Annotated in this window: 20 protein-coding genes, 1 tRNA gene and 2 pseudogenes; 6 read left to right on the top strand and 17 right to left on the bottom strand. The window is 60.5% G+C overall.

The features are described from left to right. Positions 1–132: 132 nt before the first annotated feature. The 10 genes from EIO64_RS18175 to EIO64_RS18130 form a co-directional block, all read right to left on the bottom strand. The gene (locus EIO64_RS18175; RefSeq protein ID WP_021751473.1) at positions 133–1515 is read right to left on the bottom strand and encodes a V-type ATP synthase subunit B; all 1383 of its coding nucleotides are present in this window, start codon (positions 1513–1515) and stop codon (positions 133–135) included. Then, the gene (locus EIO64_RS18170) at positions 1512–3284 is read right to left on the bottom strand and encodes a V-type ATP synthase subunit A (RefSeq protein ID WP_021751474.1); all 1773 of its coding nucleotides are present in this window, start codon (positions 3282–3284) and stop codon (positions 1512–1514) included. Before EIO64_RS18170 ends, EIO64_RS18175 begins: the two co-directional genes overlap by 4 nt. A gap of 480 nt (positions 3285–3764) precedes the next feature. Further along, positions 3765–4085, bottom strand: coding sequence for a V-type ATP synthase subunit F (locus tag EIO64_RS18165; RefSeq protein ID WP_021751476.1), 321 nt, complete (start codon positions 4083–4085; stop codon positions 3765–3767). A 12-nt stretch (positions 4086–4097) separates the two neighbouring features. After that, positions 4098–5102, bottom strand: a complete 1005-nt coding sequence (locus EIO64_RS18160; protein WP_119310926.1) for a V-type ATPase subunit — start codon at positions 5100–5102, stop codon at positions 4098–4100. A 16-nt stretch (positions 5103–5118) separates the two neighbouring features. Beyond that, positions 5119–5805 (bottom strand): V-type ATP synthase subunit E, encoded by a 687-nt coding sequence (locus tag EIO64_RS18155; RefSeq protein ID WP_119310925.1) that lies wholly within the window; start codon positions 5803–5805, stop codon positions 5119–5121. 22 nt (positions 5806–5827) lie between these two features. Beyond that, complete coding sequence (locus EIO64_RS18150; RefSeq protein ID WP_021751479.1) at positions 5828–6316, bottom strand: V-type ATP synthase subunit K; 489 nt, start codon at positions 6314–6316, stop codon at positions 5828–5830. A 14-nt stretch (positions 6317–6330) separates the two neighbouring features. Then, complete coding sequence (locus tag EIO64_RS18145) at positions 6331–7368, bottom strand: V-type ATP synthase subunit I (RefSeq protein WP_249390925.1); 1038 nt, start codon at positions 7366–7368, stop codon at positions 6331–6333. A 377-nt stretch (positions 7369–7745) separates the two neighbouring features. Further along, positions 7746–8252 (bottom strand): hypothetical protein, encoded by a 507-nt coding sequence (locus EIO64_RS18140; protein WP_249390736.1) that lies wholly within the window; start codon positions 8250–8252, stop codon positions 7746–7748. Between the two features lies 1 nt (position 8253). Further along, positions 8254–8568, bottom strand: coding sequence for a hypothetical protein (locus tag EIO64_RS18135; protein WP_021751481.1), 315 nt, complete (start codon positions 8566–8568; stop codon positions 8254–8256). 284 nt (positions 8569–8852) lie between these two features. Next, positions 8853–9482 carry a hypothetical protein gene (locus tag EIO64_RS18130; RefSeq protein WP_025544356.1) on the bottom strand — a complete coding sequence of 210 codons (630 nt, stop codon included), beginning with the start codon at positions 9480–9482 and terminating at the stop codon, positions 8853–8855. A 162-nt stretch (positions 9483–9644) separates the two neighbouring features. On the opposite strand from EIO64_RS18130, the gene EIO64_RS18125 reads away from it, so the two are divergent. Next, a tRNA-Arg gene (locus tag EIO64_RS18125) sits at positions 9645–9721 on the top strand. A 124-nt stretch (positions 9722–9845) separates the two neighbouring features. Here EIO64_RS18125 and EIO64_RS18120 read toward each other — a convergent pair. Both EIO64_RS18120 and EIO64_RS18115 read right to left on the bottom strand, forming a co-directional pair. Continuing rightward, positions 9846–10115, bottom strand: coding sequence for a site-specific integrase (locus tag EIO64_RS18120; RefSeq protein WP_119310923.1), 270 nt, complete (start codon positions 10113–10115; stop codon positions 9846–9848). 373 nt (positions 10116–10488) lie between these two features. Then, complete coding sequence (locus tag EIO64_RS18115; RefSeq protein WP_145985067.1) at positions 10489–10680, bottom strand: hypothetical protein; 192 nt, start codon at positions 10678–10680, stop codon at positions 10489–10491. A gap of 242 nt (positions 10681–10922) precedes the next feature. Between EIO64_RS18115 and EIO64_RS18110 the strand changes: the two are divergent. After that, positions 10923–12220 (top strand): annotated as a pseudogene (locus EIO64_RS18110) (FAD-dependent oxidoreductase). A 380-nt stretch (positions 12221–12600) separates the two neighbouring features. Here EIO64_RS18110 and tnpA read toward each other — a convergent pair. Both tnpA and EIO64_RS18100 read right to left on the bottom strand, forming a co-directional pair. Beyond that, a pseudogene (gene tnpA, locus EIO64_RS19320) lies at positions 12601–12803 on the bottom strand (IS200/IS605 family transposase); the annotation flags it as partial. A gap of 165 nt (positions 12804–12968) precedes the next feature. Further along, complete coding sequence (locus EIO64_RS18100) at positions 12969–17909, bottom strand: S-layer homology domain-containing protein (RefSeq protein WP_136891729.1); 4941 nt, start codon at positions 17907–17909, stop codon at positions 12969–12971. 198 nt (positions 17910–18107) lie between these two features. Between EIO64_RS18100 and EIO64_RS18095 the strand changes: the two genes are divergently transcribed. Continuing rightward, positions 18108–18515: a hypothetical protein gene (locus EIO64_RS18095; RefSeq protein ID WP_136891728.1), complete on the top strand. Its 408-nt coding sequence runs from the start codon at positions 18108–18110 to the stop codon at positions 18513–18515. Positions 18516–18523: 8 nt separating this feature from the next. Here the strand turns inward: EIO64_RS18095 and EIO64_RS18090 are convergent, their stop codons facing one another. Both EIO64_RS18090 and EIO64_RS18085 read right to left on the bottom strand, forming a co-directional pair. Further along, entirely contained in the window at positions 18524–19369 is an 846-nt protein-coding gene (locus EIO64_RS18090; protein WP_136891727.1) for a tyrosine-type recombinase/integrase, read from the bottom strand. 138 nt (positions 19370–19507) lie between these two features. Continuing rightward, complete coding sequence (locus EIO64_RS18085; RefSeq protein ID WP_136891726.1) at positions 19508–20470, bottom strand: reverse transcriptase family protein; 963 nt, start codon at positions 20468–20470, stop codon at positions 19508–19510. A gap of 742 nt (positions 20471–21212) precedes the next feature. Between EIO64_RS18085 and EIO64_RS18080 the strand changes: the two genes are divergently transcribed. From EIO64_RS18080 to EIO64_RS18070, 3 genes are all read left to right on the top strand, one after another. Next, the gene (locus EIO64_RS18080) at positions 21213–21617 is read left to right on the top strand and encodes an RrF2 family transcriptional regulator (protein WP_021748810.1); all 405 of its coding nucleotides are present in this window, start codon (positions 21213–21215) and stop codon (positions 21615–21617) included. Positions 21618–21682: 65 nt separating this feature from the next. After that, the gene (locus EIO64_RS18075) at positions 21683–23593 is read left to right on the top strand and encodes an acyl-CoA dehydrogenase family protein (protein ID WP_021748811.1); all 1911 of its coding nucleotides are present in this window, start codon (positions 21683–21685) and stop codon (positions 23591–23593) included. Between the two features lie 35 nt (positions 23594–23628). Continuing rightward, positions 23629–24855: an FprA family A-type flavoprotein gene (locus EIO64_RS18070; RefSeq protein WP_021748812.1), complete on the top strand. Its 1227-nt coding sequence runs from the start codon at positions 23629–23631 to the stop codon at positions 24853–24855. Between the two features lie 505 nt (positions 24856–25360). Here EIO64_RS18070 and EIO64_RS18065 read toward each other — a convergent pair. Continuing rightward, the gene (locus EIO64_RS18065; protein WP_158629839.1) at positions 25361–25510 is read right to left on the bottom strand and encodes a hypothetical protein; all 150 of its coding nucleotides are present in this window, start codon (positions 25508–25510) and stop codon (positions 25361–25363) included. Positions 25511–25749 lie beyond the last annotated feature (239 nt).

Below are 25749 nucleotides of genomic sequence, written 5' to 3'. Positions count from 1 at the left end.
TCCATCCTGGCCTGGGGGCCCGCGGTCAGCGGCCCGGCGCCTCCGCGCCGCAGCAGACGCGCGGCAAATCCTCATCATGGGCCGCAGCCAAGAGAGGGCGGCCGCCAAAATCCCGGGGTCCCCGGAAGGGGCTCACAGCTCCTTCTTGGGCCAGTACTTTTCGATATACTCCGGCTTGATCCGCTTCAGCTCGCTCTTGGGCAGGATACTCAGCAGCTCCCAGCCCAGATCCAGCGTCTCCTGGATGGAACGGTTCTCCTCGTAGCCCTGGTTCACATACCGCTTCTCAAACTCGTCGGCGAATTTGGCGTACAGCAGGTCCGTGGGCGTCAGAGCCGCCTCGCCCAGAATGGACATCAATTCCTTGTTGTCCTTGCCGGTGGAGTAGGCCGCGAACAGCTGGTTCATGGTGCCGGAGTGGTCTTCCCGGGTCTTGCCCTCGCCGATGCCCTTGTCCTTCAGACGGCTCAGAGACGGCAACACGTCCACCGGCGGGTGGATGCCCTTGCGGTACAGCTCCCGGCTGAGGATGATCTGCCCCTCGGTGATATAACCCGTCAGGTCGGGGATCGGGTGGGTCTTGTCATCCTCCGGCATGGTCAGAATGGGGATCAGCGTGATGGAGCCCTTCTTCCCCAGCTGGCGGCCGGCCCGCTCGTAGATGGTGGCCAGGTTCGTGTACAGATACCCGGGGAAGCCGCGGCGGCCGGGGACCTCCTTCTTGGCGGCGGAGACCTCCCGCAATGCCTCGGCGTAGTTGGTGATGTCAGTCATGATGACCAGCACGTGCATATCCTTCTCAAAGGCCAGATACTCCGCGGCGGTCAGGGCCATCCGGGGGGTGGCGATGCGCTCCACCGCCGGGTCGTTGGCCAGGTTCGAAAACATGACCGTCCGGTCGATGGCGCCGGTGCGCTTGAACTCGCTGACGAAGAACTCCGACTCCTCAAAGGTGATGCCGATGGCGGCGAACACCACGGCAAACTTGGAGGTGTCGTCTCCGATCACCTTGGCCTGCCGGGCGATCTGGGCCGCCAGATTGGCGTGGGGCAGACCGGAGCCGGAGAAGATGGGCAGCTTCTGCCCGCGGACCAGGGTGTTCAGCCCGTCGATGGTGCTGACGCCGGTCTGGATGAACTCGTTGGGGTAGTCCCGGGCCGCCGGGTTCATGGGCAGGCCGTTGATGTCCCGGTACTCCTCCGCCAGGATCTCCGGCCCGCCGTCGATGGGCCGGCCCATGCCGTTGAACACCCGTCCCAGCATATCGGCGGACACGCCCAGCTGCAGCGGATGGCCCAGGAAGCGGACCTTGGCGTCCGCCAGATTGATGCCGGCGGCGGACTCGAACAGCTGCACCACCGCGGTGTCGCCGTTGACCTCCAGCACCTGGCCCCGGCGGACGGAGCCGTCGTGGAGCTCCACCTCCACCAGCTCGTCATAGGTGACGCCGTCCACCATGCGGACGATCATCAGAGGACTAGCGATCTCCTCTACCGTTCTGTATTCCCGGATCATGCGTCCTCTCCTCCTTCCTCCGCAATGGCGGTGATCTCCTGCTCCATCTCCGCGGAGATCTGCTGGTAGACCTGCTGGTACTCCTCAGCCGGCACGCTCTTGGCCCGGCCGATCTTCTCACGGGACGGAACGGCGAAGAGCTTCGCCACCGGCGCGCCCTTGGAGATGGCCTCCCGGCACAGCCGGTCGTACCGCAGGACCATGGCCAGCAGCTTTTCCTGCCGGTCGTAGCTGGAGAAGCTGTCCACATCCGCAAAGGCGTTCTGCTGCAGGAAGTCCTCCCGCACCATCCGCGCCACCTCCAGCGTCAGCTGGTCCGCCGGGGACAGGGCGTCCTTGCCCACCAGCTGGACGATCTCGTTCAGGCTGGCCTCACTCTGGAGGATGCTCATGGCGCTGGCCCGGTCCTCCAGGAACTCCGGTCCCAGGTTCTCGTCAAACCAAGGCTTCAGGGAGTCCAGATACAGGGAGTAGGAGTTCAGCCAGTTGATGGCCGGGAAATGGCGCTTGTAGGCCAGGGACGAATCCAGGGCCCAGAAGACCTTGACAATCCGCATGGTGGCCTGCGCCACGGGCTCGGACAGGTCGCCGCCCGGCGGCGACACGGCGCCCACGGCGGTGAGGCTGCCCCGGCGGTCATCGGAGCCGATGCAGGCCACGCTGCCGGCCCGCTCGTAGAACTGGGCCAGGCGGGAGGCAAGGTACGCGGGGTACCCCTCCTCGCCGGGCATCTCCTCCAGCCGGCCGGACATCTCGCGCAGGGCCTCCGCCCAGCGGGAGGTGGAGTCAGCGATGACCGCCACGTCGTAGCCCATGTCCCGGAAGTACTCCGCGATGGTGATGCCCGTGTAGACCGACGCCTCACGGGCGGCCACGGGCATGTCGGAGGTGTTGGCGATCAGCACCGTCCGCTTCATCAGGGACTCCCCGGTGCGGGGGTCCTTCAGCTCCGGGAACTCCCGGAGCACGTCGGTCATCTCGTTGCCCCGCTCGCCGCAGCCGATGTAGACCACGATGTCCACATCCGCCCACTTGGCCAGCTGGTGCTGCACCACAGTCTTGCCGGAGCCGAAGGGCCCGGGCACGGCGGCGGTGCCGCCCTTGGCAATGGGGAACAGGGTGTCAATGACCCGCTGGCCGGAGCACAGCGGCCGCTTGGGGGGATATTTGTGCTTGTAGGGCCGCCCGATCCGGACCGGCCACTTCTGCACCATGGTCAGGGGCACGTCCTCCCCCTTGTCAGTGCGCAGGGTGGCCACGGTCTCCTCCACGGTGAAGGAGCCGCTCCTGATGTCCGTAATGGTGCCGCTCATGTTGGGAGGCACCATGATCTTGTGGAGCACCACCGGCGTCTCCGGCACGGTGCCAATCACGTCGCCGCCCTCCACCTTTGTGCCGGGGGTGACCACGGCGGTGAAGTCCCACTTCTTCTCCCGGTCCAGGGCGGGGACCTCCACGCCCCGGGTGATGTTGGCACCCACCTTCTCCACGATCTTCTCCAGCGGCCGCTGGATACCGTCATAGATGCCCTCGATCATGCCGGGGCCCAGCTCCACGCTCATGGGAGCGCCGGTGGTGACCACCTCCGCCCCCGGTCCCAGGCCGGAGGTCTCCTCGTACACCTGGATGGAGGCGGAGTCCCCCTTCATCGTCAAAATCTCGCCGATCAGCCGCTGGGGGCCGACGCGGACCACGTCGGACATATTGGCGTCCGCCAGGCCCGTGGCCACCACCAGCGGTCCGGATACCTTCACAATCTTACCGCTCAAACTCGCTCAACCTTCTTTCACACCAGTTTCGCCGGAAGGACCTCCGGCGCGAACCGCCGGAGCCAAGAAATAGTGCCCGGAAAAACCCGCGGTTTTTCCAGTTCTCCCACCGTAAGGCAAAAGAAAAATATTCATCATGTCCGCCGCAGCGTGTATGCGGTGAACAATCCCCGACTCAGCCGCCTGGGGCGGCGTCCACCAGTCCGCGCCCAAGCCGCTGGAAGCGGCGCGGAAATCCCCTTGGGTGCAGACCGGCGCGGGAATTCAGCGCAGGCGGGTTCGCCCGCCGGCACATCTCAGGGAAAACAGCCGAAACGCCGCCAGAGGCGGAAAAGCGGGGCTGTTTCGAGGAAGGCCCCCGGTCGGCAGGTGCGGCAACACCTGCTGACCGGCTTGGCCCGACGGTGTGCACACGAGGCGCGATTGCGGCCCAAACAGGGTCGAAAATCGCAATGCCATAGCGGCGTCAGCCTGTTCTCCTCAGAGGATATCCGCGCCCACCGCTCTCTGAATGGACTGCTGGATGTTGTTCATACCGATGCCGAGAGAGCCCTCCCGGCCGGGGATCAGGATGATGGCGGGCCGCAGCTCGTCCTTATACCGGTCCAGCACGTCCGGCAGGTCCTTTGCCAGCTGCTCCGTCAGATAGATGATGCCGCAGTCGCCGCTCTTTGCCAGCTCCCGGATGGTCTCCCGGGCCTCCTCGGGGGCGGTGACGGGATACGTCTCCAGTCCCAGGGCCCGAAAGCCCATGACGGACTCCCAGCTGCCGATCACGGCGATCCGATACGTTGTGGCCATGGCGCCGCCTCCTTACACATAGCTTGCCCGCAGGCGGGTGCGGATCACCGCCGGGTCGATGCCGGCGGCGCGGCCCATCAGCAGGATCCGCAGGTTCGTGTACTCCGTCTCCCGTGCGGCCAGATAGCTTACCAGAGGGGCCTCGCCGAAAGGCACGGACTGAGCGCCCGCCAGATAGTCCCCCACCGCGTCGTCACAGAGCTTTTCAAACGCCGTCAGGGGGCCGCCCTTCAGGGCCTCTGCCCCTGCCTCCGCGGCGTCGCGGAAACGGGTGGCGCCGTAGAGCTCCCGCAGGCCCGCGGCCCCGCTGGAGGCGGCCTTTGCCACCGCATCCGGAGCGAGGTCTCCCCCCTCCAGCAGCGCGCCCAGGAGGAAGTCCGCCCCCTTTCCCATGCGCAGCGTCCGCACCGCCGTCCGCAGGTTCACTGCGTCAACCTGCACCGCCACATAGCCCCGGAGGAACGCGCTGCCGGTCTCCTCTGCCAGGGCCGCCATATCCCGGTAGCACCACCGGTCCAGCACGATGTCGCTGAGCTGGGGATCTCGGGTGGTGTCCAGCACCTCCCGGGCCTCCACCACGGCCGCGGCCAGCGTCTCCGGCAAGCCATCCAGCTCCCGGGATCGGACCGCCTCTGCCAGTTCGGCGGTGCTTACCCGGCCCATGTCCATCAGCATACGGTCCGGGGCGGTGCCCACAGCCTCCGCCTTCAGCAGGGCCTTCACATTATGATAGTCGTATTTCACTTTGAAGAGATCGATATACCGGGCGTCCGGCGTTCCCTCCGCCAAGTCGGCCAAGGTGGCCTCCCGCACGGCGGACAATGCCGCGTCCATGGCCTCCGGCCGCCGGGGATCCAGCTGGGGATACCCCCACTCCTGCAAGAGCTTCCCCGCGTCCTCGCCGCTTTTGGCATCCAGGATCTGCTCCATCCGCTCCGCCGTCAGAAGCCCTGTCTCCAGGGCCTTCACCCGGGCGGAGATCACCAGGTAATCGGTGTCCTTGATGGTCTTTGCCAAACCGACGCCTCCTTCCTCACGCCTCCGGGAACAGCAGCTTCGCCACCTCGCCGGCGGTCTGCTCCCGCTCCGCGCGCACCAGGGCGTCAAAGGTGCAGTTGACCTCGATGCGCCCATCCTTCAGGATGAAGCCGCCCGAGATGTCGCGGGTCTCCTCCGACACGGCCAGCATGGCCGTGCCCTGCGCGAAGGCGCTGACGCCGGCGGCCACCTTGTTCAGAAGATTGGCTACCACGCCGTCCCCGAGGGGCAGCTCCGGCGCGGCCTCCTTGGCCAGCAGCTCGTTGGCCCGGGCCACAGCCGCCTTGCCGGCGCCCTCCCGATCCTCCGTGGAGAAGACAACCTCCTCCCGTCCGGTGGAGGACGCCCGCACCAGCAGCGCCGCCAGCAGCTCCACATACTGTTCCTGCGGCAGGGAACGGAGCTTTTCCAGCGCCCGCTGGTAAGCCCGTTCCACCATCTCCTGCTTGGCGGTCAGAAGCGTCTTCCGGGCCTCCATCTGGGCGGCGCTGACAAGGCGCTCCTCCCGCTCCGCCGCGGTCCTCTCGCTCTTTGCCAGCAGGTCCCGGTCCTCGGCCTCCGCCTGGGTGCGGAACTTGTCGGCCGCGGCCTCCGCCTGGGCGGCGGCGTCCGCCAGGATGCGGTCGATCTCCGCCTGGGTGTCCGCGCCGATCCGCTGTGTGATCTTGTCGATACCGTTCATACTCTGTCCCCTTTCTCCAGGGTCAGCCGCTGATGTTGATAATCATGAGCATGGAGGCCAGCAGGGACAGGATCGCGTAGAACTCCACCGTGATGCACAGCACCATGCCCTTGGACCAGTCGTCGGGCTTCTTGGCCAGCAGGTTGATGGACCCGGCGGCCACGCGGCCCTGGGCGATGGCAGAGAACAGGCCGCCCAACGCCATGGGCAGGCAGGCCACGAAATACCGCAGCCCCTCCTGCACGGTCATATCAAAGGCGGTGCCGTCCAGCAGCCCCATGCGGAACACCGCGAAAAACCACACCACCAGGCCGTACAGACCCTGGGTGCCGGGGATCACCTGGAGGATCATCACCTTGCCGAACTTGCTGGGATCCTGGCACAGAAGCCCCGTGCCCGCCTCGCCTGCGATGCCGGTGCCTTTGGCCGACCCGATGCCCGAGAGGACCGCTGCCAGACCAGCGCCCAGCAGACCCAATGCCAAACCGCCGAATGCCTCAAAGAACTCCATATCTCGATTCCTCCTCAGTCTTTTTGAATATCCACGTATTTTGTATCCACCGCCAGGGGGCGGAAGGGCTTTCCGCCGTCCTGATAGAAGTTTTTAAAGAACTCCAGGCACTGGAGCCGCAGGTCATGGACGTAGCAGCCCAGCAGATTCAGCGCGAAGTTCAGGGCGTTTCCCGCCATGGAGACGATGAAGAACACCACCACGTTGCCGGGGATGGCGCCCAAGGTGTTGAACACCTGAGCGATGACGCTGCCGGACAGCATCAGGGCCATCAGCCGGGAGTAGGACAGGATGTCCCCGAAATAGCCGGTCACGTGGTTGTACAGGGAGCCGAAGATCCCGGTGATCTTCCCGAATCCCTTTCCGTTGATGACAGGCCCGGCCACCACCAGCACGATGCCCGCATACAGCACCAGGTTCGTCACCCCCAGCACTGCCAGCGCGATTCCGGCGAAGACCACCCACCAGGTGATCTCCTCCCAGAACGCGTCCAGGAACTGTCCGCGCTTCAGTTTCCCTACCACGCTGATCACCATGCCGGTGAGGATCTGGACAAAGCCCAGGCACATGGCGCCCACCAGAATCATCAGCGTGTCGTCCAGCGGCGTGAACAGGGCTGGCAGGGCGAACGTGCTCTCCGGGTGGATCAGCTGGGCCAGCTGGGTGAGGAAATCGCCGAAGAAACCGCCTGTCAGGGCGCCCATCACAAAGGTGCTGATGCCGCACAGGCCCAGCAGGCCGAAGAAGTGCTGCATCGTTCCCTTCGGGCGGTATGTCCGCAGGACAAAGACGGAGGCCAGCATCATCAGCAGTCCGTATCCCATATCCGCCATCATCACGCCGTAGAAGAGGATGAAAAACGGCGCCATGAGGGGGTTGGGGTCCACATTGTCATAGGCAGGCAGGGAGTACATCTCCGTCACCATGTTCAGCGGCCGGGTCAGACAGTTGTTCTTCAGCTTCACCGGCACCTCCGGATACTCCTCCGGCGCGGGATCCGCCGCCTCCCAGGCACAGCCCAGGCGCTCCAGCAGGGCGCTCACGTCCGCCATGCGCTCCGCCGGGGCCCATCCCTCGAAGAAGACAATGGTCCCGTCGGTAAGCAGCCGCTCCGCCGCGCTCTCCCGAGCGGTCTCCGCTGTCAGCCGGTCCGCGTAGGTCCGCAGGGTGTCCCGCTCCCGGGCGCTCTCCGCAATGGCCGCCTCGGCCTCCTCCCGCCTGCGCTGGAGCTCCTCCAGCTGCCGGTCGGTCTGCTTCAGATCCGCTGCCGCCGTGCCGGTGACCCCCGGAAAAGCAGCCGCGCTGAAGCCGTGGGCCCGCAGGACCTCCATTACCGGCTCCTCCGCCGCCCGGTGGCAGAGGAGCAGCAGGTATCGCTGCTGCTTGTCGGCGCTGATCTCCAGCAGCTCCGCAGGCAGCGCCTCCAACTCTAGCCGCAGGGCGCCCACGTCCGTTCCCGCGGGGCAGGTCCCCAGGCGGGAGAGCACGTGCTCCGTTCCCTCCGCCTCCAGCGGCAGGTCCAGATCCTGCCAGGGCAGCAGCCCTGCCCGGCGAGCCTGAAGGCGGGACATCTCGGTCTGGATCCCGGAAAGGGTCCGCAGCCGCTCCCCACGTCTTGGGTGACGGTTTTGGCCTGCGCCTCCAGTCCACCGCCCAGAAACTCCTTCTCTGTGACGAGCCTGCGCTTGACAAACAGCCCGTCCTTCACCTGTCCGTACCGCCGCATGGCGGCCAGGGCGGTGTTCACCTCCGCCAGGGCGCCTTTGGCCTCCGCCAGGCGGGAGCTCTCCCGCTCCAGCAGGCCGGACCAGTCCTCCCCGGCGGTCTCCGGCTCCCGGATCTCCACACAGCCCAGCCGCTGGAGCTGCCCCAGCAGCTCTTCCCGGCAGGCTGCCATGGCGATCACCCGGAGCCTCTTCATCTTTACAATGGCCATGTCAGTCTTTCACAACCCTTCCGACAATGAGATCGGCAGCCATGTCCAGCCGCTTCTCCGCCTCACGGCGCAGGCGCTCCGCCTCCGCCTGGGCTTCTTGCCCGATCTCGTCTCCTCTGGCCGCAGCTCTTGCCTCCGCCTGACGGAGCAGCTCCCGCCCCCGGTCCGCAGCGGCAGCCCGCGTCTGCTGCAAGAGCGCAAGACCGTCCCGCTGTGCATCGGCGACGATCTGTTTCGCCTTTGCTTCTGCGGAGGCCTTGCGCTCCCGGTTATCCGCCTCCACGCGTGTGATGTTCTCGATGACTTCCAGTGGCATCTTCTTCACCTCTTTCCTGTCATGGGGCTTCTCTATGCGAAATGGATGGCTTCAGGGCCTCCCTGCCGCCGCTTGCCGGCGGCAGGAATACCCGGATGGTCGTCTATAGCGCGTCGTTCCTTTCCAGGGCAGTCTCCCCGTTCGTCTTATCTTAGGCAGCTTCGGGGGCAATTATCCGCGGAGTGCGCCCAAGTCTTTGCGGTCGATCTGCGGGCTCAATCCGGCTTTGACCAATGCATGTTTTTCGACCGGCTCACCATTCGAGCGTTCAGATCCGGCGGTGCTCAACCCCGCGGCTCTTTTTCCTCTTTCTTAGTGCTCCGGTCCAGCAGGGCGGCCAGCTCGTTCAGTTCTGTCCCCGCCTGGTCCATCGCCCGGGGCAGCTGAGACAGGTTGACCTCAACTTTCCGCAGCTCCGCCGTCACATGGGAGGCGGTGGACTCGAAGGAGGACATCAGCGTCACATACTGGGCCCGGAACAGCTCCACCGTGCGGCGCAGCCTGGCGGTGGTGGACGCCTCCAGCTCAGCGGCCCGTTTGTGGGCGTCGCACTCGATGTCCCCCACCCGGTCCCGGAACTGGGCGTAGGCCTCCGCCTCCGGCCGGAGCCGCTCCAGCTCAGCGGCCAGCCGTTCAGCCTCCGGCTTGAATGCCTCCAGCCCCTGCCGGGCTGTGCGCTCCTGCTCCAGCTCGGACTGGGCCTGCTCCCGGAGGGCGGTCTCCGTCTCCAGCCGCGTCTGCAGCTCCCGGACCTGGGTCCGCAGGCTGTCCGCCTCTGTCTGCAGGTCCTCGTTCTCCTTCTGCAGCCTCTCCTGGACGGCGGCGGCCTCCTTGGCAGTCTGCTCAATATAGTGGATCACATCCTGCTTGTCGAATCCGCCGAACGCGACGCTTTTGAATGCGTAGTTCTCCATGGTCCGCTTCTCTCTTTCCCGAATGAAAACTTTAACTCCACTTTAGCACAGAACCCCGGCGTTTACAAGGGTTTGAAAATTAACATAAAAAATCCAAAAAAACTCTTGCATTTTGAAATCAGACATGCTATTATAATAAAGCTGTCCGGCAGGACAGGATGTGCGCCCTTAGCTCAGCTGGATAGAGCGTCTGGCTACGGACCAGAAGGCCGGGGGTTCGAATCCCTCAGGGCGTACCAGCAAGAAGCCTGTGTTCTCTAAGAACACAGGCTTCTCTGTTTTTCTCCGGTCCTTCCCCCGCTTCGTCTCTGCCCATATCACGCCACAGGCCGGTGAAATTTCAGGCTACTTCTACCATTACTATCAGTTCCTCGCTGCTGTCAGGATGCCGCTGACCGTGTTTACCGCCTGGATCTGGGTGTCTTTGGTGACGTGGGCGTAGGTGTCCAGCGTGAATCCGGCGCTGTAATGGCCCATCATTCCAGAGACTGTTTTCACGTTTCCCCCGTTCTGCCGGGCGATACGCCGCTGGATACGGAGCGTTTTTCTCTGGAAGTCAATGCCTGTCCATTTTAATCCCAACAGCTCTCCCCGCCGCAGGCCGGTTGTCCAGGTCCATGTAGCAGCGTTCATACACGCCGCTTTTCCCGGCCTTCTGAAAAAACGCTGTCAGCTGATCCGGTGTCAGGTCCTTCACCTCCTGCGCTCCACCTTTCGCAGTGTGCGCAGCTCTTGGCCGGGGTTGTTCGGATGAGCGACTGTTCCGCCTCTACTTCCATGGCGGGGGACGGCATTTGGCGAAGATTCCGCACTGTTTTGCATACAAGTCTTTTTGCTTTACAGCGGTTCTCTTTGCTTTGAACGTCCTCCTTTTTCAGCAGCTCTTTATAGAGCCACTGTATCTCCAGAGAGGAATTGCCCGGGCTTCCGGCCAGAGTTATCAAAGAATTGACAGCTGCGGAGGCGGATTGTGTCGGGACAGCTTTCCATCTTTCGATTCAGTATATCAGGCCGCAGCTGGAGCGTCTGGACTGCCTCCGCTTTCATATCCGCAAGCAGCAGGAAGCACAGCAAAGCTGACCGGCAGCACAAACACAAGACTATTTTTCGGGAAGGAATTTTTATGAGGCTCCAGGACAACGCCGCCTTTGCGCCGCTGCGCTGCGTTTTGGCCGGATTTTTCAAAAGCATCTCCCATGCGCCGTCCAGATCTGTGTCTGCCTGGGGCTGAGTGCTGTTCCTTGCATCTGGAATTTCCGGATGGCGGAAGCGCAAATGACGGCTTTCAATCTGCGGAGTCTTTCCGTCGGTACAGGGTGAGCGTGTACATCGGAGCCGTTGGCTCGCCCTTCCATCCAGAGCCATCGTGTCGAACCTCCACATATTGTTCCCGTGATTTGGAGAACACTATTTCTAAATTACGCATTTGGAGGATCGTATATGGAGTCATTGTGGGAACAGACGTCCGGACATACAGGGTTTTGTCATCTGGAGCAGGATGCAAAGACCGATGTATTGATTATCGGCGGGGGATAGCGGGGGTTTTATGTGCATATCTGCTGCACCAGGCCGGAGTCCTCTATCTGCTCTTGGAAGCTGAGACGATCGGCGGCGGGATCACCAAAAACACCACCGCCAAAATCACCTCCCAGCACGGCCTGATCTATGACAAGCTGATCCGTAAATTTGGAGCTGGCCAGGCCAAACAGTACCTTGATGCCAATGAAGCGGCCCTTCAGAAGTACCGGGAGCTGTGCCGCGGCATGGACTGCGACTTTGAAGAAAAGACCGCCTATGTGTACTCTCTGAATGACCGCCGGAAAATCGAACGGGAGCTGGATGCCCTGGAAAAACTGGGGGTTCCTGGGGAATTTACAGACCGCCTCCCCCTCCCCTTCCCTGTGGCCGGAGCAGTTCGATATCCAAACCAGGCCCAGTTTCATCCGCTGAAATGGATCGCCGCGATTTCAAAGAGCCTGCACATCTGCGAGCACACGCCGGTGCGGGAGCTGGTCGGAACAACTGCAATTACGGATTATGGAAAAGTCACGGCAAACAAAATAATTGTAGCCACCCACTTTCCCTTTTTGAATAAGCACGGCAGCTTCTTTGCCAAACTGTATCAGCACCGCTCCTATGTGATTGCCCTGGAAAACGCCCCGAATGTAGACGGCATGTATGTGGACGAGGCCCAGACGGGCATGTCCTTTCGCAACTACAAGAATTTGCTGCTGGTAGGTGGCGGAGACCACCGCACCGGAAAACAGGGCGGGGCCTGGCAGGAACTGCGGGATTTCGCCCAGCGGCACTATCCCAAGGCCGCGGAGACATCCCACTGGGCTACCCAGGACTGCATGTCTCTGGACGGCGTTCCCTATATCGGCCCCTATTCCGCCAGCGCATCCGACCTGTATGTGGCCACCGGTTTCAACAAGTGGGGAATGACCTCCGCCATGGTATCGGCCATGGTCCTGTGCGATCTTGTCCAAGGGAAGCAGAGCCCCTATGCCGAGGTGTTTTCCCCCTCCAGAACGATTCTTCGCCCCCAATTGGTGGTCAATGGCTTCGAGGCCGTGGTCAACCTCCTGACCCCTTCCGCCAAGCGTTGTCCCCATCTCGGCTGCGCGTTGAAATGGAACCCGCAGGAGCACACGTGGGATTGCCCCTGCCACGGCTCCCGTTTTACAGAGGAGGGCAGGTTGATCGACAACCCGGCAACGGGGAATCTGAAAAAATAGTGCCGCCGAATGAAACAGCTCCATCTGTGTTTCCTGTCTGAGACGCAGATGGAGTTTGCATAACAAGCATGATCTTTCCCCCAATCCCTAGTCTGTTGCCCCGGCCGCAGAAGATGCACAGAGTCCTTCCGGAAAAGGCAATCGGCCGATCCGGTCTTGCCGCATGGTTCAGGCCCTGCCTCTCATCCCTCTCCGGCGGAATATGGGCAGCAGTTCCGGCTGGTTTTGGAACCATCTGTATATAGGGAGATAGTATCCGCATTGCTCCCTTTTGAACAGCAATCTATATCCGGTATCCGATATATAGGTGCGCCCCTTCTCCATCAGTACGATTCTTGATCCCCTGTTCCGTTGAAGATGTGGTCCGCCTTCGCGCCGTCATATCCCCTACGCCAGAAATGCCGGTTTCCATATTTATCTCATGTTCGCATGCTTTCATAGATCATCAGACTATTTTTCCCCTTTCAACACCCCATAATCTGTGAAACGCTGTACTTGGGCGGGATACCTTCCAATATGTGAACATGATCTTTGTACGCCTCTCCTCTATAATTTCTGTCCCCTTGTACTCACACAATTTCCTCCTTTGGTTCTTGTAGCAGTTGGCAGACCTCCATTGTTCTACCAAAGGAGGATATTTTTTCGGCATGGCTAAAGCTTTTTGGAACCATCGGTTTTGCCGGTGGTTCTCTTTTTCAAAAAGCAGCAGGGCGGATTTCTCCGCCCTGCTGTCTTATTCTGATTTGTCTCAGGCCACCTGATTCCAGAAGCGATAAAGGATCACCGCGAACTGGGCGCGGGTGGCTGTTCCAGCGGGGTTCAGCGTCCCTGCGCTGGTGCCGCCCACGATGCCGTTGGCCACGGACCACTGCAGGGGTTCCACTGCGTACCCCGCCACGCTGCCGGCATCCGGATAGGCGCTCAGATCGGCCCGCTGGCCGTTGGCATAATTCCGCAGTTCCGCAAAGCGGTACAGCAGGGCCACCAGCTGCTGCCGGGTCACCGCCGCACCGGGGTTGGTGCCGTCGGAGATGCCGTTGTCCATGGCCCAGGTGCGCGCCTCTGCCATGTTGGCGGGAGACTGTCCGCTGAGCCGCGCCAGGATCATCCACACCTGCTGGCGGGTGATGCTGCCGTTGGGGCTGAACGTCGTGGCCGTGGTGCCGTTGACGTAGCCGTTGTCATAGGCCCAGGCGATCTCATCGTAGGCCCAGAAGGTCTCCGGCACATCGGTAAAGAAGGCGCTCTCTCCGGTGCGGGTGAAGGTGACTTCGATGGTCACCCGGCCGCGGGGCTGTTCAAAGGTATAGGTGCCGTCCCGATTGGCGGTGACGTCGATCTCCCGGCCATTCCGGTCGGTGACGATGACCTCGTCCACCCCATAACCGCTGTCGGGATCCGGGGTGATGGTCACCTTGTCGCCCTCCTCGGGAGTCCGGGGATTCACCTTCACGCTGCCGCCGCTGCCGACATCCAGGATGGGGGCGTAACTGGGATCGCTGTCAGAGCCGCCGGAGCCGGTAGATGGGGCAGAATAATAAACCTCATACCCTCCCGAGATCTGCCGCACATAGTAGTTTGCGGCACATTGGATATTTGCCGCACTGAAAGCATGGCCGTTTGTGTAAATAGAGATGTTCTTGGAGACGGAGACCGTTTCACTGATGTCCTTCAGCAGATACACGGCCGAACCCACGGGCGCGGAGGAGATCGCCTCTGCCAGCGTCTCGTAGTACGTCTCCGTGTTTCCGGACACCACGTAAGCGGTATCAGAGGCTGCGGCTTCCTCCACATTTACCTGGTTCAGATACTTGTTCGCACAGTCGATAAAGGTGGATCCTGTGACCGTGATCGGAGCAACCTGCTCTCCTTCCACAGCGCTGGTATTATTGACGCAGTATCCGCCCTCCTGGCTGCAGTTTTTGAATGTGTTGTCCGCAACTGTGATTGTGGAGGTTTCGGTCACCGCGCCGCTGAACATAATTCCGCTGCCGCTGCCGCTCAGATCAAAGGTGTTCCCCGTAATCGTACACTTGTCGATTGTACCATAGGCCACAGAGATCGCACAGGACTGGTTTGTTCCATCAAAGGTGCAGTCTGTCACCGTGAGCTCTTCGCCTGCAACCAGCATTCCCCAGCTGCGCATGTTCCGGAAGGTGCAATGATCGTATGTCACATCATTTGCATGGGGATTATTGAGCGCCATATAGCACGTTTTGACCTCGATGTCATCGAGTCCCTCCACGCCTTCCAGTCCGGTGAAGGTCGTATTGGTATAGGTGGCGTTGTTCCAACGGTCAAACACCGCAAATCCGTTGGTACGGATGGTACAGTCTGTTACAACCAGCTTCCACGCTTCGTCGATATTCTCGCCGGTTTGCGCCCAAGCAGCAACGCCGATCACAGAAGGAGACGCACTGTTGATTTCGTCTGCGGTCCCGGCAACAGGGGCGATCAATTCCGTGTTTTTCAGAGTCAGGGTTCCTTCGGCGGCGCCGTAATGAACAATGGCGCCATAGGGAATTGCAGTGCCGGTCATCCGCTGAACAATGCAGTTTTGGATGGTAAGATTTGTTCCCGTTTCCGTGGTTTTTAATTTGCAGGCACCCTGGTCCTTAGAGTCCTCCTCAGAATAGGTCTGCTGGAACCAGATGCCATCCAGTGTGACGCCATCCGCGGCAACACTGACCGTTCCCGTCAGGATCGTGCCGGCTTCGCCCGCGCCGCTGCCAAGCAGCGTGATCTTCTTGCTGATTGTGAGATCCTCGGCATAGGTCCCGGGTTTGATCTGAACCGTGTCGCCGGAGACGGCCGCGTCAATGGCTCCCTGGATCGTGGTGAACTCCCTGTCGCCTATCTGCGCCACAAAGGTCTTGGCGGGATCTTTCCCCACCACAAAGCTGCCGTTCTCATCCTTGACCGCCACATAGCCGTCCTGGCACAAGGCCTCCGGCACTTCAGCGGAGAAGGTGCCGCCGGAGACGGAAACTACCTCGCCGGCAGTGGGCCATGCTTCTTCCGTCTTATCCGCATTATTGAAGGCGTAGGCCTTGACTGCATCAACACTTTCTGCGGATTGGAAGGTTCCGTCCTCAATGGTGACGGTGCCCAGGTCCTGATAGCCCTCCCGCTCCACAATGGAGATGGCAGCGCCGTCGCCGATGACGCCGTCGCTGTCAGTTTTTTGCGTCGGCTCCCCTGTCACTGTGATGGCCGTCTGCGCTCCCCGTACTGCCAGACTGCCGGCGCACATCTGCACACCCACATACTTGGCGTTGATGATGGAGTTTTCGATGGTCACTGTCCCGGTGCTGGGGAAGTAGATGCCGTTCCCATTGGGCACGTTGAGGGTGCTGTTCTTCAGGGCGATGGCGTTCTTCACATTGGTGCCGTTGGTGACGATGCCGTAGATATCTTCTCCCTTAACGTCGACGGTAACACCTTCCAGGGTGAGGGAACTGTTGCTGTACAGCACTTGAGCTCCATCTGCCTCAGGGCTTGTCCCCATCAGGGTGCCGTTCTGGATGGTGAGGCCGACATTCTCATAATTGACATCTACAATCGCGTCTGAGCCTGTGTAAGTATACGTTCTGCCGGCAAGATTCAGCGTGCCGCTGCGGCTGCCGGAATAGATCTTGTCACTTCCAGTATAATCGTGCAGAAGCGTCACGACGGCATTGTCCCCGGCAGCACTCGCCGCATTGGCATAGCGGCCATAAATGCGGTCGACACCGCCGACGCTCACCCGGAAGCCGCCGTTGGCAATATAGTCTGCCGCAGTTTCACTGTATAGGAGATACGCGCTGCTGTCCAGCTTGACAGCATCCGTACCGCCCTCCAGAACCACAAGTGTCACGCCGGCGCCGATTTCGGCGGGCAGCGGAATCGTACTGTTCCCGGATTTCACGCTGACAGGCAGCTTCGCCTGAATGGTGCCGCCCTGCCCGGAAACCGAGTTGATGAGCCGCATAGTGGAGTCCACGCCGTCAACCGGCTTACTGCTGTAATTCGTCTTCAATGCCACTGCGCCGTCACTGCTGGTAACTGCCGTGCCGTCAATATCATAGCCATTGAGATCAATGGTCACGCCATAATTTACAGTGCTGATGCCGGAGGTGAGCACGAGATTCTTCTGCAGCTGGACGGTGCTGCCGGCAGGCGCTGCTTTCGCAGCCGCACTCAAAGTCAGGTAGTTGGTTCTGCTTCCATCCCGGGCAATCACGACCGCCTCGGCGGACTCGTCTTTCACCCCGACAGAGAGGGAGCCATCCGGATTTTCCACCACGCCGTAACCATCCCTGAAGGCGTCGGAACTGTTGACAACCCGCGCCGCCTCGGCGCCGGGGAAGCTGCCGCCGGAAATTTCTGCTGTGGCCGTTTCTGCCAGACTGATCACGTACGAAGAGCCGTCGCCCTGCGTCTGGAAGGTGCCGCCGGTGAGCGTGAGATCCGCGCCGGCCCCCATGGAAATGGCGGTTCCGCTGCTCTCACTGGTGAATGTTCCTTTCGAAATGGTCAGCTTGCCGGTGTTGGCCTCGCCTGCAAAGTAGTCAGAGCCCACAACCGTGCTCTCGGCGGTAAATGTGCCGCCGGAGATCGTTGCCGTGTTGGCATTATATACGGCATAGCGATTCTCGCCGGGCTGCGTGAAGTTGCCGCCGGTAATGGTCAGCTCTCCGTAATCGTCATTCTTTACTGTGATCTGGCCGCCGGTAAAGGTGCCGCCATTGATGGTCAGCTTGGCTTGCTTCCCGCCCGCGCTGGGCTGGGGCTCACCATTGGATCCAGCCTCCGCTGCGGAGCTGTTCTGCCAGCCATTGCCGATCAGGCTGGAATAGAGGCCGGAGTTGCTATCAGAAAACTTCACCGTGACGCCGTCTTTGATGGTCATGGTGCCGAAGTTCTTCAACACATACCAGCTGTTGCTGCCGCTTGCGTCGCTGCCGGTACTGGCCTCCTGAGAGCGGGTATAAGAGCCGCCCTGCAGGGTGATGGCCGCATTGATGTTGTTGTACACCGCACCCCTGCCATGGCTGATGTTATCCACCACGCCGGTCTTCTCCGCGGAGGTATCCACAATGGTAATCCGGGTGCTTTTGTTGAAGATCGTATGACTTTCCTTATTGGTCAGGGTGTGGCCGTTCAGGTCGATTTTGATATACCGGCCTTCCGGGATCACCACGTCTTCAGCCAAGTTCTCATTCAGTGTAATGGTGTACAGCCCTTTGTTGGTGTCTTTGTTATACGCTTGCGTAGCGTCGATGGCCGCACTGACGGAGTCATATTCCGTCGTCCCGCCGTTCTGTTCCATGGTAACGGCGGACTCCTCCAGAAGAATGATCTCCTGAAGCGGCACCTCATTCGGCACAGAGGTGCTGCCATTTTCAGGGATTTCCTCCCCGGTGGGGTCCTGTACACCGTCTTCCGGCGTCTGCGGATCCCTTTCATCCTCTCCGTCACCGGCGGGCAGTTCCGGATCCCCGTCACTGGGCTGAAGGTCCTCTTCTCCCTCCTGCTCTTTCTCCGGATCGTCTGGCTCCTTTTCAGGAGTCGAAGGCTCCTTGATCTGCTCTTCCTGCTGTTCTCCGGATTCTTCCGGAGGTGTGAGTTCCTCTGCAAACACTGCCGTAGGAAGCAACGTCAGTATTAGACAGAGCGCCATCAGGACAGACAGCAACTTTCTCTTCATTTTCTCGTTTCCTCCTTTTATAACTTCTTTATAACCCCTGCGCTTCAGGTTCAGAACGCACAATGATACAGCCGCTTTACAGGCGGCTCCCGCTCCGGAGACCGCCTGTAAACACTGCGAACAGGAAAATCACAGAGCATGTCCCATCACCTCCTCCCAACTGACGATAAGCGGTTCATTTAGAGACCGCTCCTGGAAATGCTCCAGCAGCAGACGAAAGCAGACCGCAGATTCGTCCGCTGTGGATTACTGAGTTTTCTTGGACACCGTATCTGTCTAGCGCGCTGTCCGGGTGTCACGGGTCAGCGTCTGTTCGATCCTTTTCTCTTTAGAATATTTTTATTTCAAAATTTATATTTTGACTATATAAAATATCTGGCTCTGCACAGTTTGCACTGTGAGAAAGAAAAAGTGCCACGCCAGCAGCGCCTTCCAGGCACTGATGGGTATGAAAAGAAAAGCCGCAATCTTTCTCATTTTTGCGGCTCTTTTTGTGTGTCAAAAGACGGGATGGGTCTTGTGTTTCAAAATGCCAGATGGTATAATATTACTATCTATACAGTAAGTAAAGATATTTATTTTCGCTTTTATATGGTCAAAATATAAATTATGTCCTATAAAATCAATCCCAGCCTGTTTAGTTGCTGTGCGTGCTCCGCACCGGAGGTCGTCAGATAAATGCGTGTGGTTTCGATGGAACTGTGGCCTAGCACATCGGCCAATCGAACAATATCCTTACAGGCCCGGTAGAAGATCGTGGCAAAGAGGTGCCGAAAATTGTGCGGGAATACTTTTCCCGGCTCCACTCCTGCGTATCTGCACAGCTGTTTCATCTCCGCCCAGATCTGACGGCGGCTCAAGCTTCTTCCGCTTCTGGTGAGAAAGATCTCACCAGAAGCGGTTTTGTGTTTTTGCGCGTATTTCAGCAGCTTCCGGCAAAGTTTTTCCGGCAGGAGGATGGTTCGGATTTTCCCTTTTAAAAAGATATCCGTCCGGCCCCGTTTTGCTGCCTCCATGGTGATATACTGCACTTCGGAGACACGGATGCCGGTAGCGCAGATCGTCTCCATAAGCAGCGCCAGCCGCTCCTGTCCTCTGGAACGGGCCGTCTCCATCAGACGTTCGTACTCCGGACGTGTCAGCTCCCGGCCCGCGTCCCGGAACAGCCGGCGCTGGACTCTCAGAAATTTTACCCGGCACCCGTCCCAGCCCAGAAAGTGAAACAGGCCGTTGAGCGCCGCCAGCATGGCATTGACCGTTGCCGGCGCATAGTCCTGCGTAAGCAGATGCTCTTTCCAGGCTGCCGCCGTCTCCTTTGTCACCGGAGAGCCGTCCAGCCAGACGGCGAATGCCCGGATGTGGCGCAGGTAATTCTCGATGGTACCGGCGCTGCGCTCCTCGGCACGCAGGTGCGCAGCAAAGGCTGTGAGTCGTTCACTGGAAATCGTAAGTTCAGACATTTGCAGACCTCCTCAACAAAAGATCCTCCTTATTTTACCTTACAGACGGCGGTTTATGTGCCGGGGATATTCTCCCGAGCTCTTCGGAAAAAGCCGAAAAAGCGGGAACATCTACGTGATGTTCCCGCTTTTTCCATGTCACAATATCTGTTTTTCTGCCGGAGATGTCTCCCGCCCTCCGCCGTATTGCGGCTGTGCTTTGATCAGCCAGTCCCGGGCTTCCTGCAGCTCCCGCCTTCCCGGCGTGATCTGCAGCTGGTAGTTGACCCGGCCCAGGAGCTGAGCCAGGTAGCGGTCCTCCGGTCCGTCGATCCCGGCTCGCGCCATGTGGCCGGAGATGCCAAATTTTTGGCAGAAATGCAGCTCCTGGCGCAGTGCACGGCGCTCTTCGGACGGGACATTGCACTTTTTGTTGACCACAATACCTGTCACAAGCTGCCGGCGGTCTGCCGGGAGCCATTTTGTCTTTCCGGGATTGAGATAGAACCCCAGCGCCCGCAGCCGGGGCTCCACGCACCGGAGCACCTCATCCCGGGCGAAATCGCCGGAGAACGTCATGTCGTCGCAGTACCGGGTGTAAGCGATCTGCCTCTCCCGGCACCAGGCCCCCACCTCGTTGTCAAAGTCCCGCATAAGGATATTGGTGATGCAGGGGGATGTGGGCGCCCCCTGGGGCAGCCGATCCCACCCGTAGCACAGCATAGCCAGCAGAATACGTAAGTTCTCTGCATAAACCTCAGCTGGAAAGGCAGTTTCCTTCACAGCGGAATACAGGATACTGTCAAAAAAATGACAGATGTCCAGCTTCAAAACACAGGGCTTTCCCACATGGGGCGCAGCATTGCACAGGGTGCTGCCGCCGTATCGATAGGCCGTGGCGTAGGGGGACACAGGCATGTGGACCAGCAGCACCCGCAGGATCTGGCGCTGGATGTGCTTCAGCAGCGGGTCCGGGACCGACAGCTCCCGCACACCGCCGGAGGACTTGGGGAGCTGCCTGCGGATGTAATGGCGGTCCAGTGTATTGCTGACGGCATACAGCGTCCCGGCGGGGATCCCCAGATCCCGCACAAGGGAGGAGAGCTCCCGATAGACAATCAAGTGCTCTCCTCCCTTCTCATGCCTACGGAGCGATACAAATTTGTATGGGGAACCGCGCGGCGGTATCTTCCAGCACATCGCAGGTGTGCTCCAATACCGCAAGCGGGCTCGCCTGCGCGAAGCGCATACGCCAGAATCCAGCCAACCGGCCGCGACTCGCGGCCGGCGCCCGAAAGGGGCTGCAGCTATCACCCCTGTCAGCAGGCATGGTGCGAACTTTATCAGAATTATAGCAGATCGCCCGCCGCTGTCAAGAGGCGGACGGCAGCCACAGCTCACAGCGGAAGACCTCGCCGTCGTAGAGCCGGTCAGCAGCTGCACCTTCACCGTCTGGGACACCGCCTTTTCGATCTCCGCCTGGAGCACACATCCGGCTGCACCTTTACGGGCAATCGGTTCCGTTTCAACTGCACCGATGGCACTCCCGGCCACTCCCTATACAACGAAAATACGTTTGAATACAACGGCATCGCCGTCCTGCTGAAATCGGTTCCCTCAGACCCCGCGCCGGACTTTCAGAACAGTGTGTTCCCCGGCAACGACACCGATATCCGGCTGTCCCCCGGCGGGTGGGCCCACCGTGAGTCCCAGGGCGTCCGCCCCGGCATTTTATCAAAATCACGACTGGTTTTTTATGGAACACTGCCAAACTTTTTATAGGGTTGCATCCGATACTTGACAAAAAATATCCAAATTGGTATTCTCCAATTAACAATACGACGTATAAAAGGAGAACGCGGCATTGGTCATTACCCGGGAGACAGATTACGCCCTGCGCATCCTGCGGGCACTGTTGGATGGAAAACTGCATACCGCGGGACAGATCGCACAGGATGAACTCCTCCCCCAGGCCTTTGCCTATAAAATCCTGAAAAAGCTGGAGAAGGCCGGACTGGTGGAGGTGGTCCGCGGAACGGCGGGCGGCTGTCGGCTGTCGGCGGATTTGACCGGCACCAGCCTCTATGACCTGATGAAGGCCATGGGAGAACGCGGGAATCTGAGCTCCTGCATGGATCCGGCGTATCAATGCCCCTGGCGCAGCTGCCACGGCGGCTGCACCGTGCACTGCAAGCTGGCTGAGATTCAGAACAAGCTGGACGAGGAGCTGCGGGCCCACAGCCTGCAGGAGATTTTGACGGACCCCTGATTTGACAGTTTTTCTTTTGCTTGAAAGTTGATAAATTTTATCAAGATTAAAGAGGAGGTACGACTATGCTGTTTCAGACCACACAGGCACACGAGGAACTCCGCGCTAAAGTCCGTGCGTTTGCGGAGGAGGAGATCAAACCCATCGCGTTCATGCTGGACCAGCAGAACGAGTTCCCGGACGAGGCCATCCGGAAGCTGGGCGAGATGGGCCTCATGGGCATCCCCTTCCCCGCGGAGTACGGCGGCGCCGGGCTGGATGCCCTGAGCTACGCCATCGCCGTGGAGGAGCTGGCCCGGGTGGACGGCGGCGCGGGCGTCATCCTGTCTGCCCATGTCTCCTTAGGCTCCTGGCCCATCTTCGCCTACGGCACCGAGGAGCAGAAGCGCAAGTACCTGGTGCCCCTGGCCAAGGGCGAGAAGATCGGCGCCTTCGGCCTGACGGAGCCCAACGCCGGATCCGACGCCGGCGGCACTGAGACCACCGCCGTCCTGAAGGGCGACCACTATGTCCTCAACGGCGGCAAAATCTTCATCACCAACGCCCCCAAGGCGGACACCTATGTGGTCTTTGCCGTCACCACACCGGATATCGGCACCCGGGGCATCAGCGCCTTCATCGTGGAGAAGGGCTGGAAGGGCTTCTACTTCGGCGACCACTACGACAAAATGGGCATCCGCTCCTCCTCCACTGCCGAGCTGATCTTTGACAATGTGGAAGTGCCCAGGGAGAACCTGCTGGGCAAGGAGGGCGACGGCTTCAAGATCGCCATGTCCACCCTGGACGGCGGCCGCATCGGTATCGCGGCCCAGGCGCTGGGCATCGCCCAGGGGGCCTATGACGCCGCCGTGGCCTACTCCAAGGAGCGCATCCAGTTCGGCAAGCCCATCGGCTTCCAGCAGGCCATCTCCTTTAAGATCGCCGACATGGCCACCAAGCTCCGCTGCGCCCGGTTCCTGGTGTACTCCGCCGCCGAGCTGAAGGAGGCGCACGCCCCCTACGGCATGGAATCCGCCATGGCCAAGATGTACGCCTCCGACATCGCCCTGGAGGTCACCAACGACGCCCTGCAAATTCACGGCGGCGCCGGGTTCATGAAAGGTATGGAGGTGGAGCGGGCCTACCGGGACGCCAAGATCACCACCATCTACGAGGGCACCAACGAGATCCAGCGGGTGGTCATCGCCTCCCATATCCTGGGCAAGGCCCCCAAGAGTTCCGGCGGTTCCTCCAGCCAGCCCAAGAAGCCCGCGCCCGTCACCGGTGTGCGGAAGAAGGTCATCCTGCGGGACGGCTCCCCCGCCGAGCAGGTGGCCGCCCTGGTGGAGCATTTGAAGAAGGACGGCCACGACTTCACTGTGGGCATCCCCCTGGACACCCCCATCGCCCAGGCGGAGCGGGTGGTCTCTGCCGGCAAGGGCATCGGCGGCAAGAAGAACATGAAGCTCATTGAGGATCTGGCCAAGGCCGCCGGCGCGGCCATCGGCTCCTCCCGTCCGGTGGCGGAGACGCTGAAATACGTGCCCCTGAACCGCTATGTGGGCATGTCCGGTCAGAAGTTCACCGGCAACCTGTACATCGCCTGCGGCATCTCCGGCGCGGTGCAGCACCTGAAGGGTATCAAGGACGCCTCTACCATCGTGGCCATCAACACCAACGCCGGCGCCCCCATCTTCAAAAACTGCGACTATGGCATCGTTGGGGATGTGAACGAGATTCTGCCCCTGCTGACCGCTGCTCTGGACACCGGCGAAAAGCAGCCCGCGCCGCCCATGGTGAAGATGAAGCGGCCCCGTCTCCCCAAGCCGGAGCCCATCGGCAAGCGATACGTCTGCGGCGGCTGCGGCTATGAGTACATCCCCGAGCTGGGCGACCCGGACGGTGACATCGCCCCCGGCACGTTGTTTGAAAAGCTGCCGGAGGACTGGGTCTGCCCGGAGTGCGCGGAGCCCAAGGACCAGTTCATTGAGGCGTAACGGCCTGTCATCTGTGAGTAAAGGAGGATTTCTGCATGCATTGTGTGAGAACTGTTACCGAAAATCTCTATTGGGTCGGCGCCAATGACCACCGTCTGGCTCTGTTTGAGAACATCCACCCCATCCCCAAGGGGGTCAGCTACAACGCCTATCTGCTGCTGGACGAAAAGAGCGTCCTGTTTGACACGGTGGACTGGTCCGCCTGCCGCCAGCTGCTGGAGAACCTCGAATACCTGCTGAACGGAACGCCTCTGGACTATCTGGTCATCAACCACATGGAGCCGGACCACGGCGCCTCCATCGAGGAGATCCTGCTGCGCTATCCCAAGGTCCGGATCATCTCCACGGAGAAGGCCTTCATGCTGATGCGCCAGTTCGGCTTCCATGTGGACGGTCACGAGTGCATCCAGGTCAAGGAGGGCGACACCTATTCCTTCGGCGACCACACCGTCACCTTTGTGGGAGCTCCCATGGTCCACTGGCCCGAGGCCATGGTGACCTTTGATACCACCAACGGCGTCCTCTTCTCCGCCGACGCCTTTGGGTCCTTCATCGCCCTGGACGGCAAGCTGTTTGCCGACGAGGTGAACTTCGACCGGGACTGGATCGACGAGGCCCGCCGGTACCTCACCAACATCGTGGGCAAGTATGGCCCCCACATCCAGCTGCTGCTGGGCAAGGCCGGCGGCATCCTGGACCAGATCCGGTATATCTGCCCCCTTCATGGTCCCGTGTGGCGGAAGGATCTGGGCTACTTCATCGACAAGTACGACAAATGGAGCCGCTATGAGCCGGAAGTCAAGGGCGTGCTGATTGTCTACGCCTCCATGTACGGCAACACCGAGGCAGCCGCCCAGGCGCTGGCCGCCAAGCTTTGCGAACGGGGCATCACCGACGTGGCCCTGTACGACGTGTCCAACACCCATGTGTCCTACCTGATTGCCGAAAGCTTCAAGTACAGCCACATCGTCCTGGCCTCCGTTACCTACAATCTGGGCATCTACCCGGTGATGAAGAGCTATCTGGAGGACATGAAGGCCCTGAACCTCCAGAACCGCACCTTCGCCATCATCGAGAACGGCTCCTGGGCCTGCAAGTCCGGAGACCTGATGCAGGCCTTCATCGACGAGGAACTCAAGAACATGACGGTGCTCAACGAGCGGCTGTCCCTGGCCTCCTCCCTTCAGGCGGACAAGGCCGCAGAGCTGGATCAGCTGGCGGACGCCCTGGTGGAATCCCTGCAGGAGGACCTGGAGAACTGACGCCCCGAGCAGCCGGATAGCTCCGTGCACCGGAGGAAATCCCATAAGAAACGCGCACCGGGCGGAAACGGTCTCCCCCGGTGCGCCTTCGCGCAGAGGAGAGCGGCATATCCATAGGGATATGCCGCTCTTTTTTTCTTTCGGGTCAGCCGGTGGACTCCCCCGAGGCGGGCTTTCGGCACAGGCGGGCCGCCTGCCGCCTCGCTGCTGGGGCAGGGCAGGTGGACCTGGCGGGCACTTCGTCCCGTGCTCCGCGTCCCGCTCCCCACCGCTGCTGTCTGCGACCAGCAGCATATTCGATCCGTTTTTCTCAAAAAGCTGGCCAGATATTTCTTCAGACACCTGGCCCCGGAAATGAACCGCGTCCCATTTTCAAAAATCAAATTATGTATCGTTCTCTTCCCGCATAGCGGCCGTTCTGGGGCTATTATAAAAAATTGAGATTTCCGGAGAAGCCTCAAAAGCTATGGGCATATACCTTTCCGTTACAGCCCGTGAAGCGGGATCAAAGGGAAAATACCGCCCTCGCCGCGCTCAGGAACCGTTTGACAGTAACTGCGGACCCGTGGGCGTGGAGCGGGCCGAAGGGGATGGTGTAGTTCCAGTCCACGGGGAGGGCCTTCAGCCGGGAGTTCACATTTCTGTCGGTTGTCAATGGTCATCATGTCCTTGGAGTTTTCACGCGGGTTGAACACCTGGATGCAGAAGAAGTCAAAGCCCACGAACCGGATCTGGGAATCGTCCTGTCACAGCTCCGGTGCCCACTGGTCAATGGGACCGGTCACGCAGCAGGCGGCCGCTGCTGGAAACGGAGGTCTGTTCCCCACACAGGGGGAAATGAAATTCTCCATGATAAATTCACAATCCTGTGCTATACTTTTTCCCGGTGATTGT

This window comes from Dysosmobacter welbionis (assembly GCF_005121165.3).
GTDB classification, from domain to species: domain Bacteria; phylum Bacillota; class Clostridia; order Oscillospirales; family Oscillospiraceae; genus Oscillibacter; species Oscillibacter welbionis.
The sequence above is the reverse complement of the archived record's forward strand: the minus strand, read 5'-3'. Positions and strand labels throughout refer to the sequence as shown.